The sequence below is a fragment of the Streptosporangium sp. H13245 genome (assembly GCF_055690525.1).
Window position 1 is genome coordinate 468,915 of the sequence record NZ_JBSZKT010000002.1, and the last position, 14,791, is coordinate 483,705.

Genomic DNA, 14,791 nt, shown 5'->3' on the forward strand with positions numbered 1-14,791 from the left:
CCGGACGGTCAGGCGGTGTGGACGGGCAGGGCGACGCCGGTGAGGCGCTCGGCCTCGGCCCACAGCCGGGCGTTGACCACGGGGTCCAGCGCCCGGCGGGGGATCCGGGCGGTGACGGTGGGGCCGACCAGCCCGAACCGCCCGCCGGGCCCGTAGTAGCCGCCCGCGACCGCGTCGGGGCTGGTCGCGGCGTACAGCAGCGGCTCGGTGCCCGGCTCGACGCCCTGCGAGGGCAGGAAGTCGACGGCGTGGAGCAGCCGGTGCAGACGCGACGGCCTGCCGCTTCCGAGGCTCGCGCCCGCCGTCTGCAGGTTCGTACGGGTGTAGCCGGGGTGGGCGGCGGTGCTCAGCAGGTTCCAGCCGCGCTGGACGGCGAGGGCGGCGAGGTGCCGGGTCAGCATGAGGTCGGCGAGCTTGGACTGGGCGTAGGCGAGGCTCGGGCTGTAGCGGCGCTCGCACTGCAGGTCCTCGAAGTGGATGCGGCCGTAGTGTGCCGTACCGCTGCTCATGGTGGCCACGCGCGGCGCCGGGGCGGCGAGCACCGTCGGCAGGAGCCGGACCGTCAGGGCGAAGGGGCCCAGGTAGTTGCTGCCGAACTGCAGCTCGAAGCCGTCGGCCGTGGTCATCCGGGTGGGCGGGGACATCACCCCGGCGTTGTTGACCAGCAGGTCAACCGGAGTGCCCTTGGCGACGATCCCGTCGGCGAACTCCTTGACCGACGCCAGGTCGGCCAGGTCGACCCGGCGCACCTCAAGCCGGGCGTGCGGGTGCCTGGCCAGGATCTCGGCGCGGGCCCGCTCGCCCTTGGCGACCGTACGGACGGCCATCACGACGCGCGCCCCGGCCTCGGCGAGGCGCCGGGCGGCCTCCTTGCCCGTGCCGCTGTTGGCGCCGGTGACGACGGCGAACGTGCCGCTCTGGTCGGGGACGGCGTACATGGCGACTCCTTCACATCTCACTTAAAGACTGCCGGTCTGTTGCCGTGAACGCTAGCAGACTACCGGTCTGTTAACAAGGGACCGCCGGTCTGTAGACTGCGGGGATGACGACCTTCCAACGCGCGCGCAGCGAGGAGCAGCGCGCGGTGCGCAGGCGGGCGATCCTGGACACCGCGGCCGCGATGCTGGCCGAGATGCCGGTGGCACAGGTGAGCCTCAACGAGCTGAGCCGCCGTGTCGGCCTGGCCAAGTCGAACGTGCTGCGCTACTTCGAGTCCCGCGAGGCCGTCCTGCTCGAACTGCTCGACGTCGCCTCACGGGAGTGGCTGGGTCGGCTCGGCGACGCGCTCGCCGCCACGGTCGACGCCGACTCGCCGTACGAGCGCGGCGACCAGGTGGCCGCCACCCTCGCGGCCTCGCTGGCGGACCACCCGATCCTGTGCGACCTGCTCGCCTCCCAGGCCGCGGTGCTGGAGCACAACGTCTCCCCGGAGGTCGCCGCGCGCTACAAGCGCACCTCCATCGCCAACGCCGTCACCCTGAGTCGGCTGGTCGGCGAGCACGTCCGCGAGCTGGGCGAGCACGACGCGATGAGGTTCACCGCCGTCACCGTCATGGTGACCGGGGCCGTGTGGACCCACTCGCGCCCGGCCGCCGCGATGCTGGCCGCCTACGAGGCCGACCCGTCACTCGCCGCCATGCGCCTGGACTTCACCACGGCCCTCCGCGAGACACTCGAAGTCCTGATCACCGGCCTGCTCGCCCGCCCGTCGTCCCGAGGCGGGAAATAGCCCGTTCCACCGACAGGGCGAGGTATCCGACGATGGCGCCGATCACGCGCCCAAACCGGCATCGACCAGCAAGGGACGCGAGGTGGTTCGGGGAGGACAGCCGTCCGGCACCCCGGTGACATTTCGCGATCATGGATCGCGACGGGGATCCGCGCCGGTGGTGGCGGCGCCGTTGTGACCGGTACGGCACCTGCCGGGTAGTGGCCGCCTTCGTGCGAGCCGCCCCTACCCGGCCTCCGCCGTCAGGATCGCGAAGGGTCGCTCACGTCGTCCGGGAGCCGCACGATGTGCGGGATCCCGGCCGGGTTGCCGATCCAGTGAGCGGCCAGGCCCGAGGGCAGTGGCTCAAGCTCGTCCTGCGGATGCACGCCGTGCTCGGCGAGGTGGCGGGTGGCCAGCTCCACGTCGTCGGTGAAAAGCTCCAGCCACACCTGCGCCTGGGCGTAGTTGTCCACCTGGTCGAACCACAGTTTCACCGGCCCGAACTGGACGGACGCGCACTGCGCCACCACGCCGTCCACCCCCTCGCCACCCTCCTCGGCCACCTCCATGCCGAGCACATCCCGATAGAAGGCGACGGTACGGTCGAACTGGGCCTTGGGCAGTTTCATGGCGATGTTGCGGCCGCCCTGGAACGTGGGTCTCATGGCTGGGTCTCCTGATCGCGGTCGATGTGGGCGCTGAGGGCGCGCGGGGCGCGGTCCCCGTCGCGGGCAGGCGTTCGCTCGACGCGATCGGGGATCGACATCCGGCACCCTTATAGCAATCATTTGGTTGCCATATCAGTATAGCAACCTGATGATTGCGACAATCTGGTGCAGCCGGGATGGACGAGGGCTGCGAGTGGTTCGCTCGTTCGCCCCTGGCGGATCCGATCAAGGAGGCGCGGCGAGGCGAGCAGCATGAGACGCATGACGATAAAACTCACTAAGTACGGACACGCGTGTGTACGGCTGGAGAAGAACGGGCGGAGCCTCGTCATCGATCCCGGTGCGATGACACCCGAGGCCGAGGCCGTCACCGGCGCCGAAGCCGTGCTCGTCACGCACGAGCACTTCGACCACTTCGAACCCGAGCGTCTGCGCGCGGCCGTCGCCGAGGACCCGCGTCTCGTCGTCCACACCTGCCCCGGCGTGGCCCGGCACCTGACCGAGCTGGGTGAGCGCGTACGGGTCGTGCGTGAGGGGGACGTGCTGCCGATCGCCGGATTCGAGGTGACCGTCGTGGGCGAGAAACACCACTTCAGCCATCCTGACGTGCCCCCGGTGGACAACGTCGGCTTCGTCGTCGACGGGGAGGTCCTCCACCCGGGCGACGCGCTGACCGTCGTCGACGTGCCGACCCTGCTGGTGCCCGGCCAGGCCCCCTGGATGACGGTTCCCGACCTGATCGCCTACCTGCGGACGATGGCCCCCCGGCGCGCGTACGCGATCCACGACGGGCTGATCAACGACTGGGGCGTCAAGGTGCTGGAGAGCGTACTCGCCAGCGAGGCCGAGAAGCTCGGCGCCGACATCCGGCGCCTCAAGCCCGGCGAGAGCGTCGAACTCTGATCGGCGCCCCTCCGAGGGGTCCCAACGGCAGCTCCAGCAGGCCAACGGTGACCGGCGCGCCAGTCCTCATCACCCTTCCGAGGGGTCGCGACTCCTTCTTGAAGTTGACCGCCACTCGCGCCCCAGCGGTCCTCATCACCCCTGCGAGGGGCCACACCTCCCGCCCGGTACGACACCCGATCCACCTGGACCGACCTTCCAGCGACCAACTCGTGAAAAGTCACGACATAACGCGAAATTTCCCAAGACTCTTGCCGTGCGCCTCACTCTATACGTAGCCTTATACGTATACGGGATAAGGATGGAACGATGCCCAATAAAACGATCTACGTCTCGGACGAGGATCTGCTGCTGTTCCAGCGGGCGCAGGAGCTCGCCGGAGGCAAGTTGTCGACGGCGATCAGCATGGCGCTGCGGCGCTACGTCGAGATGGAGGAGGGCCGCCAGGAGGGCTACGAGGAGATCATCGTGCAGGTCGGCCAGGGGGGCACGGGCCGCAAGCAGCGCTTCTCCGGGGTGCTGCTCGGCGAGTGGGGACGCACGACGGGCAGCCGGGTGGAGATGTTCCGGGTGTACCGCTCGCGTAAGAACAAATACGTCCTGCACGTGGACCGCTCGCCCGACTGGACGGACAGCCTGACCTCGGGGTCCGACAACTGGCTTGACGGTCTTCTCTCTCGCGGCGCGTGGCGGACCTATCTCGGCCTGGCCGACTCAAGCTGGGGCTTCGTCCAGGGCGAGGCCACGCTTGAGGTCGTGAACACCTTCCAGGAACTGCGCGGGAAGGTCCCCGACGAGTTCTACGACCTGATCGCCGACATGGCCGAGCGTCCCGTCGTGGAGGACCTCGACATCTAACCCCAACCCGAGAACGTAACCGGACGGTCGACAGGCGACCGCCCGCTACCCCGTCACGCCCTCATCCCCCGAACAAGCGAAAACGAACGAAGGAGAAACCCGGATGCCCCCCGCGATCACCGCCGAAGGACTGGTCAAGAAGTACGGCGACGTCGTCGCCCTCGACGGGCTGGACCTGTCCGTCCCCCAGGGCACGGTCTTCGGCCTGCTCGGCCCCAACGGCGCGGGAAAGACCACGACCGTGCGGATCCTGACGACCCTGCTGAGGCCGGACTCCGGCCGCGCCACGGTCGCCGGGTTCGACGTCGTCGGCGACGCGCAGCGGCTGCGCGCCCACATCGGCGCCTCAGGCCAGTACGCCGCCGTTGACGACCACCTCACCGGCGCCGAGAACCTGGAGATGGTCGGCCGCCTCTACCACCTCGGCGTCAAGCGCAGCAGGCAGCGGGCCCGCGAGCTGCTGGAACGCTTCGACCTGTCCGAGGCGGCCGACCGTCCCGTACAGGGCTACTCCGGCGGCATGCGGCGGCGCCTCGACCTGGCCGGGGCGCTGGTCGCCGATCCGCCGGTGCTGTTCCTCGACGAGCCCACCACCGGCCTCGACCCCCGGGCCCGCGCGGGCCTGTGGGACGTCATCTCCGAGCTGGTCGCCGACGGCACCACCGTGCTGCTCACCACGCAGTATCTGGAGGAGGCCGACCGGCTGGCGAAGACGATCGCGGTGGTCGACCACGGCCGCGTGATCGCGCTCGGCACCGCCGACGAGCTCAAGGACCAGGTCGGCGGCGACCGCGTCGAGCTGACCGTGACCAGCGCCGCCGACCTGGACGTCGTACGGCGCACGCTGGCTCCCCTGGCCGCGGGGGAGATGCGGGTCGACGACGCCACGCTCCAGCTGACGATCCCGGTCAGCGGCGGTACGGACTCGCTCACCAAGGCCCTGGGTCACCTGTCCGCCGAGCACATCGCCGTACGCGACGCCGGACTGCGGCGGCCGACGCTGGACGAGGTGTTCCTCACCCTCACCGGACACCGGACCGGCGAGCTCACCACGACGAGGGAACACGGCCGATGAACGCCCTCCAGATGGCCGTCGCCGACGGCATGACGATCACCAGGCGTAACGTCCTCAAGATCAGGCGAGCGCCCGACCTGCTGGGCGGCGTGATCATCCTCCCGATCGTGTTCGTGCTGCTGTTCGCGTACGTCTTCGGCAGCATGATGAGCCTGCCGGGCATGTCGTACCAGGAGTACATGATCCCCGGGATCTTCGTCCAGACGATCGTGACGAGCGCGCAGATCACCGGCTACACGCTCACCCTGGACCTGCAGAAGGGCATCTTCGACCGGTTCCGCACGCTGCCCATGTCCCCGTCGGCGGTGCTGACCGGCCAGACCTCCAGCGACGTCCTCATGAACGTGAGCAGCGTCGTCGCGATGACCCTCGTCGGGCTGGCCGTCGGCTGGCGCGTCCACTCGGAACCGTACCGGGCCGTGCTGGGCTTCCTGCTGCTCCTGCTGTTCGCGTACGCGTTCTCGTGGGTGACCGCGGCGGTCGCGCTGGCCCTGCGCAAGCCCGAGGTCTTCAACAACATCGCCACCATCGTGTCGATGCCGCTGGTCTTCCTGTCCAACGCCTTCGTCGACAGCACCCGTCTGCCAGGCCCGTTGCGGGTCGTCGCGGAGTGGAACCCCGTCTCCACGGTCGTCCAGGCCGCTCGTGAGCTCTTCGGCAACACCAACGCGGCCATGCCGGTGCCCGCCGCCTGGCCGCTCCAGCACGCGGTACCGGCGACGCTGCTCTGGTCGGCGCTGCTCCTGGCCGTGTTCGTCCCCCTGTCCATCCGGCTGTACAAGAGAGCGGTCAGCCAGTGACCCGGCTCGGCGAAGCCAAAAAGGAGAAAACGCAGATGGAACCACGGATACGCGTCTCCGACGGAGAACGCGACAGGGTCGTGCAGCAGCTCCAGCAGGCGTTCGCCGACGGTCGCCTCGGCCCCGGCGAGATGGAGGAACGACTCGAACGCGCGCTCACCGCGAAGTCCCACGGCGAACTCCTGCCGCTGATCGCCGACCTGCCGGACGGCACGGACGGCCAGGACGCCCAGGACGCCCCGGACGACGTGCTCCGGCTGACGTCCACGGGCGGACGCATCAAGCGGTCGGGCGACTGGCAGGTGCCACGCCTGCTGCGCGTCGAGTCCGAGTACGGCGGGGTGCGGCTCGACCTGTCCGAAGCCCTCGTACGGCATCCGCAGATCGACATCGAGCTCCGGCTCCCCTACGGCTCCGCCACGATCATCCTGCCGCCCGGCGCGACCGCGAACGTCGACGGGGTGACCACCAAATGGGGCAGCGTGACCAGCGCGGCCCCCGGCCGCCCACGTCCGGGCGTGCTGCACGTCCGGATCACCGGGGAGCTCGAATACGGCCGCCTGCGCGTCCGCACCTCACGCGGGTGGTCCGGCCCCGGCCGGTAGGCCCGCCGGGAAGGGCGTCAAAAGCGCGAGCCGGGTTCGTCGATCCGGCTCGCGGGCGGAACCTCCCCTGGGACGGACATCGTCACGCGGGCCGTTGTGCGCCGGTTCTCAGGGACCGGCGCAGGGCGAGGGAGCAGACGACGGTCGCGGTTCCCGTGAGGACGATGGCCGTGTGCGGGGAGGTCACCTCGGCGGCGACACCGACCAGGACGCCGCCCAGGGCCTGGCCGGTCATCATCCCCGCCGAGGCCAGGCCGAAAGCCTGACCCCTCACCGGTTCGGGCACCGCGTCCACGAACCACCGCTGCAACCCCAGCTGGCAGGCGGTCGACGCCGCCGCGGAGAGCATCACGACCAACGCGGCCCCGGCGAGCCCCGGCCGGACGGCGAAGGCGAGCAGGGGAAGGCCCGACACGACCGCGAAGGGGAACGCCAGCCGTTCCCTGCCGGTGGGCGAGACGAACCGGCCGACGACGAAGCTCCCGGCCGCCAGGCCGACGGAGGCGGCGGCGAGCGCGAACCCGGCGGTGTTCCCCAGGTACGGGACCATCATCGCCTCGGCACCCACCACGAGCGAGACCGGCAGCCACTGCGCGAGCAGCAGGCCGCGTACCCGGGGGTCCGCCAGCAGGGCCCGGTTGACCCGCAGTGTCTCCCGCACGGCGCCGTCACCCTCACCCACCGGGTTCCCGGCGTTCCTGGCGGGGAAGTCGGGCAGGCCGTGGCGCAGCACCACGGCCGCCAGGGCGGACAGTACGGCGGTGACGGCGAGCGCCCCCGAGGGTCCCGCGAGGGCGAGGATGGCGCCGCCCGCCGCCAGGCCGCCGATCTGGGCCCCGGCGGACGTCACGTTCAGCACCGACCTGGCCAGCACGAACGCGTCGCCCGGCAGCAAATCGGGCAGGAGGGCGCTGCGCGCCGCCCCGAAGACCGGCGAGAACAGCCCGGTGACCAGGACCAGCGCGAGCATCGCCCAGACGGGCATCCCGGCGAAGGCCAGCAGCAGGCAGGTCACCACCCGCAGCAGCTCACCGGCGACCATCAGCGCACGCGGCCGGATCCGGTCGGCCAGCGAGAGCAGGAACGTCCCGCCGACGATGTAGGGAAGGAACCCCACCATGTACGTCGCCGCCGACAGCCCCGGCGAGCCGGTCCGCGCGTAGACCAGCGCCGACAGGGCCAGCATCTTGACCTGGTCCCCCGCCACCAGGAGGGTGAAGCTCCCGAACAGGACACGAAACTCCCGGCTCGCGAAGACCTCCGTGTAGGTCGCGCCGCGCTCTTGTGTGGTCATGGACACGATGCTGGGAGACACCGGGACGACTGGCTAAACTTTCGGATATATCCGAAAGGTCGCCCAATGGTCTTCCGCATCGAGGTCACCCCGCACGACATCATGGCCAGCAGGTTCGCCATCTCCCCGCTCATCGTGACCCACCACGCGCTCTGGATCCTCTCCGGCAGGAGGGAGTCCGGGGAGTGGCGGGCGTGGGCCGGCAGGATGCGGGAGCCGTACGGGAAACTACTGCTCGCGCACCCCGGGCTGGGGGCCATGGTGGCGCTGTTCCGCGAGCGGCACTACAACGCCGACTTCCCCGCTCCGCCACCGGCCGGGGTGAACACCCCGTTCGAGGCGGAGATCGCGGTGGTGCGCGCCACCCCGGCGGCGCGGGCGCACGACGAGATCACCAGGAACCTGGAGGGCATGCCGCGCCCCTCGCGGCCCGTCGAGGACGTGCTGTTCTCACCGGACGTCGTACGGCTGTTCGCCGAGGCGCTGACCGCGATCTGGCAGGAGATCGTCTCCCCCGCGTGGCCGCGCTTCCACGCGATCCTGGAACGGGACGTGGTCCAGCGGGCGGGCCGCCTGGCGACCTACGGCTGGGCGGCGGCGCTCGACGACCTCAACCCCCGGATCCGGTGGCGTCCCGACGGTGTCATCGAGGTGATCTCCAGGGGCGCGGACGAGACCCACCGGCTCGACGGGCGCGGGCTGCTCTTCGTCCCGACCGTGTTCCCCACCGGGGTCGGCTCCTACCTGGAGGACCACTGGCCGTACGCGATCAGCTATCCGGCCCGGGGCACCGGCATCCCGCCCGAGACGCCGGACGGCCTGGCCGGGCTGATCGGCAGGACCAGGACCCGCCTCCTGCTGGAGCTGGCGACCCCGGCGACCACCACCCAGCTCGTGACCCTGCTGGAGCTGAGCCTGGGAACCGTGGGCGGCCACATCTCCGCCCTGCGCAGGGCGGGCCTGGTGACCGGGAGCCGCACCGGCCGCGGTGTCCTGTACCACCGCACCGCGCTGGGCGACTCCCTGGTCAGCCCCTCGGGCCTCCGGCCCTGAGGAGCAGGGACGTCAGGACCGGCTCACCCGGCGGCGCGGAGCCGCGTGACGATGCCGTCCAGGCCGCAGGGATCGGCCCAGCGGGAGGCCGGATAGACCTCCTCCATGCCCCCGACCACCTTCAGGCCACTGCCGAGGAGCACCCCCTGCGGGTGGGCCGCGTAGATCGGCGTCCGGGCCGGAAGGACGGTCCGGTTCTTGGTCGTGGCTCCCTCCTCGCGAACATCCGGATAGGCGAACAGCAGGATCCGGGTCCCCGCGGGCACCGCCCGCCGGAAGTCGGCCACCGAGTAGAAGGGCTTCCCGTTCACCAGCCCGCCCTGGAAGAACCTCACGTGGACCAGCCCGGCCCGCCGCCCCTTGAACCGCTCGGTCACCCGCACCCGCATCAGCACGTGGTACGTACGGATGACGGGTTCGCTCCTCACGACAACCGGCCCCGCCACGAAGTCCTTGACGGTTCCCGCGACGACCAACGGGGCCTTCTCCGCGAGTTTCTCCGGGGAGCTGAAGGGGGCGTAGTCGAAGACCGCCTGCCGGAGCGGTTTGACGTTCAGCTTCCTGGAAGGAGCCGGAACGCACCCGGATCCTGCTTTCGTCCTCATCGGAGCTGAGGTCAGGGCGGCGGCGAAGGCGGGAGCGGCCGACGCGCCCGTACTTCGAGCCGCGGGCTCGGGCGGGTCCGTACTTCGAGCCGCGGTCGCGGGCGCGCCGCAGGCGGTCAGCGCGATGAGGAGCGTGAGGACAACCGGTCGCATGCTGATGAGACGTCGGCGGGCCCCGTCCGGTTCAGCCCGCCGGGGAACGCCAGGTCACGGGGCCGCGCGAGGAACCGGCCGGGGAGGCCGTGTCGTGGACAACCGCCGCGGGGCCGGGGGCGAGCCGCAGGCCCGTGGCCGCGACAGGCCGCTCACACCGCGTACGACGGGAGCGGGACACCGCTCACGCCACGTACGACGGAAGCGGGACGCCGGTCACACCGCGTGCGACGGGAGCGGGACGCCGGTCAGTTTGGCGCACGCGTCGAGGAGGCCGTCCTGCACCTCGGGCGACCGCGCGGCGGGATGGGCGAAACACGGTTCCTGGTGGTGGAAGTAGCCACCGGTCACGGTGGCCTCGGGGTCCTGGCTCGTGGCCAGCCACACCTGCGTCACGGGGGCCAGCGAGAGGTCGTCGGGCGCGCCGGGACCCCCCATCCTCGTCGGGACCCAGCCGGGTTCGAGCGCGTTGGACAGCACGTCCGGCCACCGGCGGGCGACCGCGAACGCCAGGACGACGTCCAGCAGCTTGCTGTCGGCGTACGCCCGCGAACCGTCCCAGCTCCGGGTGGTCCACTGGAGGTCGTCCAGCCCGGGGTCCCCGCCGCGGTGCATGCCGGAACTCAGGTAGACCAGCCGGGCGGGCGGGGTGATGAGCGCCGTGAGCAGGTACGGGGCGAGCACGTTGACCGCGAACACGTGGGCCAGGCCGTCTGCGGTCTCGATCCTGTCCGGTTCCCGGTATCCGACGGCGGCGTTGTGGATGATCGCGTCGTAGCGATCCAGCTTGTTGGCCTGGACGGCCACGGACCGCATCCCCTCGACGGTGGTCAGGTCGCCGATGAGGACGGCCTCCGCCTCCGGCAGCGCGTCACGCGCGTCACCGGCGCGGGTGTCGTTGCGCGCGTGCAGGGTGACGTCGTGGCCGTCGTGAGCCAGCAGCCGGGCGGCCATGAGCCCGAGGCCGTCGGTGGAGCCGGTGATCAGAATGCGCGCCATGGAAACGGTCCCCTTTTTCAGAACATGCTGATCGTTAAGTACCCAGGGGAAGGGCACACACGCCGCCGGACGGCCATCGGGCCGGGAAGAAAGCCCTGGTCAGCCGTCTCCCGAGGCTCCGGCAGTCGGGAGACCCGCACGGACACTTCAGTACATGTCAGGACATCTCAGACGCGCTGGACGGCCCCGTCGGGCAGGGCCACGACCGTGATGCCGAAGTCGTGGATGGTCGCCGACAGCTCGTCGGGCGAGAGGCCGGGGGCCACGACGACCAGGGAACCGCGCATCAGCGCCAGCCCGATCAGCGTCGTCATGGCCAGGCTGCACCTCAGGGGCCAGGTCACCAGCAGGACGTCGGACTTCCCCAGCTCGGCACCCTCGTCGAGCACGTTCATCCGCGTGATCAGGTCGTGGTGGGTGAGCACGCCCCCGTCGTCGACCAGGAGCGCGGGCTGCACCGCCGGATCGAGGAAGGGCAGCGGGACGGGCTCCAGGAGCAGCAGGTCGGCGAAGTCGACGGTGTCGCGGGCCTGGCCGAACGCGATCACCTGCCGGACCCGCGAGTCCTCCACGGCCCGCAGCGACGCGTCCGCCAGGCGCGGGGTGGTGATGAGCAGCCGCGCGTCCCACTCGGCCAGCAGGTCGGCCATCTCCTCGCACCCGGAGGTGATCGGCGCCGCCACCCCTCCCGCCGCGATGACCGTGTGCACCGCCAGCGTCTGGGCCACCGCGCTGTCCACGTGGATCCCGGCCACCTGGCGCCGCCTGGCCCCTCGCCTCACCAGGCCCGACGCTCCCCGCGTCACCTCCGCGGCCAGCCGACGGTAGCCGTACACCACCCCGGCACCGAGGTCGATCAGCGCTGGTCGATCACCTCGACCGTGTGCGTAGCCGAACACCGCTTCGGTGAGGGTGCAGCTGGTTGACGGAGAGGTGGGTCTCATTCCGCAGACGGTAGGGCCGTTCCGTCCGCGCGGGCATCCGTAGATGTATGTAGATGACTGTGTATTCGCTCCCCGCCCCCGGCGGGGAACCTGGCCAAAGGGCTGCGAAACCCCGACGAACGGGGCTCCGAAGCCCTGACGAACGTGGCTTCGGAGCCCCCGCGACGAGGAAGACCCCGGAAAGGCGATGGGCGGGCCCGAGCCCTGCGCGACTCGAGCCCGCTGTCGCATGACCCATGCCCCAGGCCCCCACCCCTCCGAGGGGACCTCGGTCATCAAACAGGGACACGCGACGTCCGCGGCGTGCTCGACCGAGACGCCCGGGATGGTGTGGACCTGCCGTCCCGGACCGGAACTGTGACCGGCACGGTGCGGAAGGCTGGACGTCATCGGTCGAACACCAGGAAAACGTACGGCGCGCGGCGGGCGTGACACATGCTCCGGACTGCGTATCCCGAGATGTATCTTCACGCCCCCGAAACACCCTCGAATGTGTAGTCGGGAGTATGTAGAACTCACACGCCCGGGAAAACGCACGTGAGCACGCTCGGTAAAACGCCCGTGAGCGCGCTCCGGAGAACGCACGTGCGCGCGCGGGCTAGGAGCGGTTCTGCTCGATGACCCAGGTGGCCACCTGCGTACGGGAGGAGAAGCCGAGCTTGGCCAGGATGTTGGCGACGTGCCGGGCCGCGGTGGCGGGGCTGATCACCAGGTCGTCGGCGATGGCCTTGTTGCTCATCCCCCTGGCGATCAGCTCGGCGATCTCCCATTCGCGGCAGGTCAGCGTGGTCAGCGGGGCCACGACCGGGTGCTTGCCGAGCAGGATGGGCGTCTCGTACGGCTCGTCGAACTGCAGGGCGTAGCGGACCGCCTGCTCCTGGGACATCTCCTTGCCGTGCGCCCACAGCTGGGCGACCAGCGCGTCGCCGAGGCGTACCCGGGCGGGCTGGAGCAGCTCCTCCATCCGCGCCCCGAACCCCGGGGGCAGCACGGCGCCGCTCATCGCGCTCCTGATCGCGGCGGAGGCCCCGGCCAGGCGCACCGCCCGGCGGTCGTCCTCCTCGGCGAGCGCGAGCTGCGCGAGCGTCTCGATGCGGCGGGCCACCCCGAGCCGCTGGCCGGTCCCGATGCACAGCCGCAGGCTCTCGGTGAGCCTGTCCCGCGCGGCGACGAGGTCTCCCTGGGCCAGCGCGATCCGGCCCAGCCCCGACAGGCAGGTGATGGCCTGCCAGTGGGCGGTGATGTCCTGGAGCATGTCGAGGGCACGCTCGTAGTGGGCACGGGCCTCGGCCAGGTCGCCGCGGAGCCAGGCGACCTGGGCGAGGCCGATGAGGGCGACCGGCGCGGCCCAGTGGTTGTCGAGCTCGTGGGCGATGGCCAGCGCGGCCTCGAAGGACCGCTGCGACTCCTTCGCCCTGCCCTCGGACAGCGCGAACGTGCCCTCCATGGAGCGGATGACCGTCTCGTGCCAGGGGTCGTCGACCGTGCTCACGGCCTCCAGCGCCTCGTCCAGCAGGGACCTGGCCGTCTCGGGGCGCCGCTGGTAGATGGCCACCCAGGCGAGGATGGCCAGCGCGCCGCTGAGCGGCCCGTACAGGCCCGCCTCGCGGCACAGGTCGATCGCGGCGGTGCAGGCGACCTGCGCGGCGTCGGGGTCGCCCTGCCCGAAGGCCACCTGCCCGCGCAGCGCGAGGGCGTCGCCGCGTACGCACGGCGTCAGCTCCTCGGGGGCGGCGCCGAGCAGGCGGTCGAGCCACTTGTCGGCCGGGGTGAACCTCCCCCCGGCGATGATCGGCCAGCGCAGCAGGACGAGGAGGCGCAGCGCGCTCTCCGTGTCGCCCGCGGACTCGACCGACCAGCGCACCGCCGCCCACACGTTGGTCTGGAGCTCGTCCAGCATGACCAGCATCGGGCAGATCTCGGGCCAGGTCGGGCGGGGGCGCCGGACGATCGTCTGGTGGATCCTGGCGGCGACCTCGATCATGTGGTCGCGGTGCAGCCGCCGGAACTCGGGCTCCTCGCCCGAGGCGTCGAGCTGCTCGGTGGCGTACTCGCGGATCGTCTCCAGCATGCGGTAACGCGTCTCGCCCGCCACCTCGGCGTCGGCCAGGACCAGCGACTTGTCGACCAGGTCGCAGAGCACCCCCAGGACGTCCTCGGCCCACAGCGCGTTGCCCGCGCAGACCTGCTCGGCCATGTCGAGCGTCCAGCCGCCGGTGAAGACCGCCAACCGGCGCAGGAGGATCCGCTCGGGCTCGTTGAGCTGCTGGTAGCTCCAGTCGACGGTGGCCCTGAGCGTCTGCTGCCTGGCCGGGGCCGTCCTGTCGCCCGCGGACAGCAACCGGAACCTGTCCCTGATCCTGGCGTTGATCTGCTCCACGGTCAGCACCCTGCACAGGGCGGCGGCGAGCTCGATGGCGAGCGGCATCCCGTCGAGCGCCTCGCACAGCCCGGCGATGTCGGCCGCGTTCTGCTCGGTGACGGAGAAGGCCCGTGAGGCGGCGGCGGCGCGGTCGGCGAAGAGCCGCACCGCCTCGCTGGTGCCGAGGAAGAGCCGCACCGCCTCGCCGGTGCCGAGGTCGTGGCCGCCGCTCCTGGGCAGGGTGAGCGGCGGCACCCGCCACACGGTCTCCCCCGCCACCCGGAGCGGCTCGCGGCTGGTCGTGAGCACGCGTACGCCGGGACAGACGGTGAGCACGGCGCGGCAGAACCGCGCGGACTCCTCGATGAGCGACTCGCAGTTGTCCATGACCAGCAGCAGCCGCCGGTCGCCGAGCGCGTCGATCAGGGTGTCGGCCAGCGCGCGGGACGGCTCGGCCTTGACCCCGAGCACGGCGGCGACCCGGGGCTCGATCTGGTCGCCGCGCACCGCGTCGGCCAGCTCGACCAGCCAGACACCGCCGGGGAACTCCCCCGCCACCTGGCTCGCGACCCGGACCGCCAGCCTGCTCTTGCCGATGCCTCCCGCCCCGCAGAGCGTCACCACCCGGGCGACGCCCAGCAGGTCGATGAGCTCTTCGACGTCGGCTTCACGTCCCACGAAGCCGTTGGGTTCGAGGGGAAGGTTGCCTCCGGTGAAGGAGGCGTGTGCGGTGTCCTGGGTCATCGGCTCTTAAAGAAGTC

At 71.1% G+C, this 14,791-nt stretch carries 14 protein-coding genes; 7 read left to right on the forward strand and 7 right to left on the reverse strand.

What is annotated here, in order from left to right:
- Nucleotides 1-8: 8 nt before the first annotated feature.
- Nucleotides 9-938, reverse strand: coding sequence for an SDR family oxidoreductase (locus ACW9TB_RS06030; RefSeq protein WP_472746926.1), 930 nt, complete (start codon nt 936-938; stop codon nt 9-11).
- 104 nt (nt 939-1,042) lie between these two features.
- On the opposite strand from ACW9TB_RS06030, the gene ACW9TB_RS06035 reads away from it, so the two are divergent.
- On the forward strand, nt 1,043-1,729 hold the full coding sequence (locus ACW9TB_RS06035) for a TetR/AcrR family transcriptional regulator (protein WP_472746927.1): 687 nt from the start codon (nt 1,043-1,045) through the stop codon (nt 1,727-1,729).
- Nucleotides 1,730-1,971: 242 nt separating this feature from the next.
- Here the strand turns inward: ACW9TB_RS06035 and ACW9TB_RS06040 are convergent, their stop codons facing one another.
- Entirely contained in the window at nt 1,972-2,376 is a 405-nt protein-coding gene (locus tag ACW9TB_RS06040) for a VOC family protein (RefSeq protein WP_472746928.1), read from the reverse strand.
- Nucleotides 2,377-2,640: 264 nt separating this feature from the next.
- On the opposite strand from ACW9TB_RS06040, the gene ACW9TB_RS06045 reads away from it, so the two are divergent.
- The 5 genes from ACW9TB_RS06045 to ACW9TB_RS06065 all read left to right on the forward strand — a co-directional run bounded on the left by ACW9TB_RS06045 (nt 2,641) and on the right by ACW9TB_RS06065 (nt 6,620).
- A complete protein-coding gene (locus ACW9TB_RS06045; RefSeq protein ID WP_472746929.1) occupies nt 2,641-3,282 on the forward strand; it encodes an MBL fold metallo-hydrolase in 642 nt (213 codons plus the stop codon).
- A 309-nt stretch (nt 3,283-3,591) separates the two neighbouring features.
- Nucleotides 3,592-4,140 carry an EXLDI protein gene (locus ACW9TB_RS06050; RefSeq protein ID WP_472746930.1) on the forward strand — a complete coding sequence of 183 codons (549 nt, stop codon included), beginning with the start codon at nt 3,592-3,594 and terminating at the stop codon, nt 4,138-4,140.
- Between the two features lie 103 nt (nt 4,141-4,243).
- On the forward strand, nt 4,244-5,215 hold the full coding sequence (locus tag ACW9TB_RS06055) for an ATP-binding cassette domain-containing protein (protein WP_472746931.1): 972 nt from the start codon (nt 4,244-4,246) through the stop codon (nt 5,213-5,215).
- On the forward strand, nt 5,212-6,015 hold the full coding sequence (locus tag ACW9TB_RS06060; RefSeq protein ID WP_472746932.1) for an ABC transporter permease: 804 nt from the start codon (nt 5,212-5,214) through the stop codon (nt 6,013-6,015). The genes ACW9TB_RS06055 and ACW9TB_RS06060 overlap by 4 nt, the downstream gene beginning before the upstream one ends.
- 35 nt (nt 6,016-6,050) lie before the next feature.
- Nucleotides 6,051-6,620 carry a DUF1707 SHOCT-like domain-containing protein gene (locus ACW9TB_RS06065; protein ID WP_472746933.1) on the forward strand — a complete coding sequence of 190 codons (570 nt, stop codon included), beginning with the start codon at nt 6,051-6,053 and terminating at the stop codon, nt 6,618-6,620.
- An 82-nt stretch (nt 6,621-6,702) separates the two neighbouring features.
- On the opposite strand, the gene ACW9TB_RS06070 is transcribed toward ACW9TB_RS06065, so the two are convergent.
- Nucleotides 6,703-7,914 (reverse strand): MFS transporter, encoded by a 1,212-nt coding sequence (locus ACW9TB_RS06070; RefSeq protein ID WP_472746934.1) that lies wholly within the window; start codon nt 7,912-7,914, stop codon nt 6,703-6,705.
- Nucleotides 7,915-7,980: 66 nt separating this feature from the next.
- Between ACW9TB_RS06070 and ACW9TB_RS06075 the strand changes: the two genes are divergently transcribed.
- The gene (locus ACW9TB_RS06075; protein ID WP_472746935.1) at nt 7,981-8,967 is read left to right on the forward strand and encodes an ArsR/SmtB family transcription factor; all 987 of its coding nucleotides are present in this window, start codon (nt 7,981-7,983) and stop codon (nt 8,965-8,967) included.
- A gap of 23 nt (nt 8,968-8,990) precedes the next feature.
- On the opposite strand, the gene ACW9TB_RS06080 is transcribed toward ACW9TB_RS06075, so the two are convergent.
- The 4 genes from ACW9TB_RS06080 to ACW9TB_RS06095 form a co-directional block, all read right to left on the reverse strand.
- Nucleotides 8,991-9,725 (reverse strand): hypothetical protein, encoded by a 735-nt coding sequence (locus ACW9TB_RS06080; protein WP_472746936.1) that lies wholly within the window; start codon nt 9,723-9,725, stop codon nt 8,991-8,993.
- A 216-nt stretch (nt 9,726-9,941) separates the two neighbouring features.
- Entirely contained in the window at nt 9,942-10,724 is a 783-nt protein-coding gene (locus ACW9TB_RS06085; RefSeq protein WP_472746937.1) for an SDR family NAD(P)-dependent oxidoreductase, read from the reverse strand.
- A gap of 167 nt (nt 10,725-10,891) precedes the next feature.
- Nucleotides 10,892-11,668: an AMP-binding protein gene (locus ACW9TB_RS06090; protein ID WP_472746938.1), complete on the reverse strand. Its 777-nt coding sequence runs from the start codon at nt 11,666-11,668 to the stop codon at nt 10,892-10,894.
- A 598-nt stretch (nt 11,669-12,266) separates the two neighbouring features.
- Nucleotides 12,267-14,774: a tetratricopeptide repeat protein gene (locus ACW9TB_RS06095; protein WP_472746939.1), complete on the reverse strand. Its 2,508-nt coding sequence runs from the start codon at nt 14,772-14,774 to the stop codon at nt 12,267-12,269.
- Nucleotides 14,775-14,791 lie beyond the last annotated feature (17 nt).

Excerpts from the sequence above, each read along its gene's own strand:
- ACW9TB_RS06030 (WP_472746926.1), bottom strand. The coding sequence starts at position 938 with ATGTACGCCGTCCCCGACCAGAGCGGCACGTTCGCCGTCGTCACCGGC.
- ACW9TB_RS06035 (WP_472746927.1), top strand. The coding sequence starts at position 1,043 with ATGACGACCTTCCAACGCGCGCGCAGCGAGGAGCAGCGCGCGGTGCGC.
- ACW9TB_RS06040 (WP_472746928.1), bottom strand. The coding sequence starts at position 2,376 with ATGAGACCCACGTTCCAGGGCGGCCGCAACATCGCCATGAAACTGCCC.
- ACW9TB_RS06045 (WP_472746929.1), top strand. The coding sequence starts at position 2,641 with ATGACGATAAAACTCACTAAGTACGGACACGCGTGTGTACGGCTGGAG.
- ACW9TB_RS06050 (WP_472746930.1), top strand. The coding sequence starts at position 3,592 with ATGCCCAATAAAACGATCTACGTCTCGGACGAGGATCTGCTGCTGTTC.
- ACW9TB_RS06055 (WP_472746931.1), top strand. The coding sequence starts at position 4,244 with ATGCCCCCCGCGATCACCGCCGAAGGACTGGTCAAGAAGTACGGCGAC.
- ACW9TB_RS06060 (WP_472746932.1), top strand. The coding sequence starts at position 5,212 with ATGAACGCCCTCCAGATGGCCGTCGCCGACGGCATGACGATCACCAGG.
- ACW9TB_RS06065 (WP_472746933.1), top strand. The coding sequence starts at position 6,051 with ATGGAACCACGGATACGCGTCTCCGACGGAGAACGCGACAGGGTCGTG.
- ACW9TB_RS06070 (WP_472746934.1), bottom strand. The coding sequence starts at position 7,914 with ATGACCACACAAGAGCGCGGCGCGACCTACACGGAGGTCTTCGCGAGC.
- ACW9TB_RS06075 (WP_472746935.1), top strand. The coding sequence starts at position 7,981 with ATGGTCTTCCGCATCGAGGTCACCCCGCACGACATCATGGCCAGCAGG.
- ACW9TB_RS06080 (WP_472746936.1), bottom strand. The coding sequence starts at position 9,725 with ATGCGACCGGTTGTCCTCACGCTCCTCATCGCGCTGACCGCCTGCGGC.
- ACW9TB_RS06085 (WP_472746937.1), bottom strand. The coding sequence starts at position 10,724 with ATGGCGCGCATTCTGATCACCGGCTCCACCGACGGCCTCGGGCTCATG.
- ACW9TB_RS06090 (WP_472746938.1), bottom strand. The coding sequence starts at position 11,668 with ATGAGACCCACCTCTCCGTCAACCAGCTGCACCCTCACCGAAGCGGTG.
- ACW9TB_RS06095 (WP_472746939.1), bottom strand. The coding sequence starts at position 14,774 with ATGACCCAGGACACCGCACACGCCTCCTTCACCGGAGGCAACCTTCCC.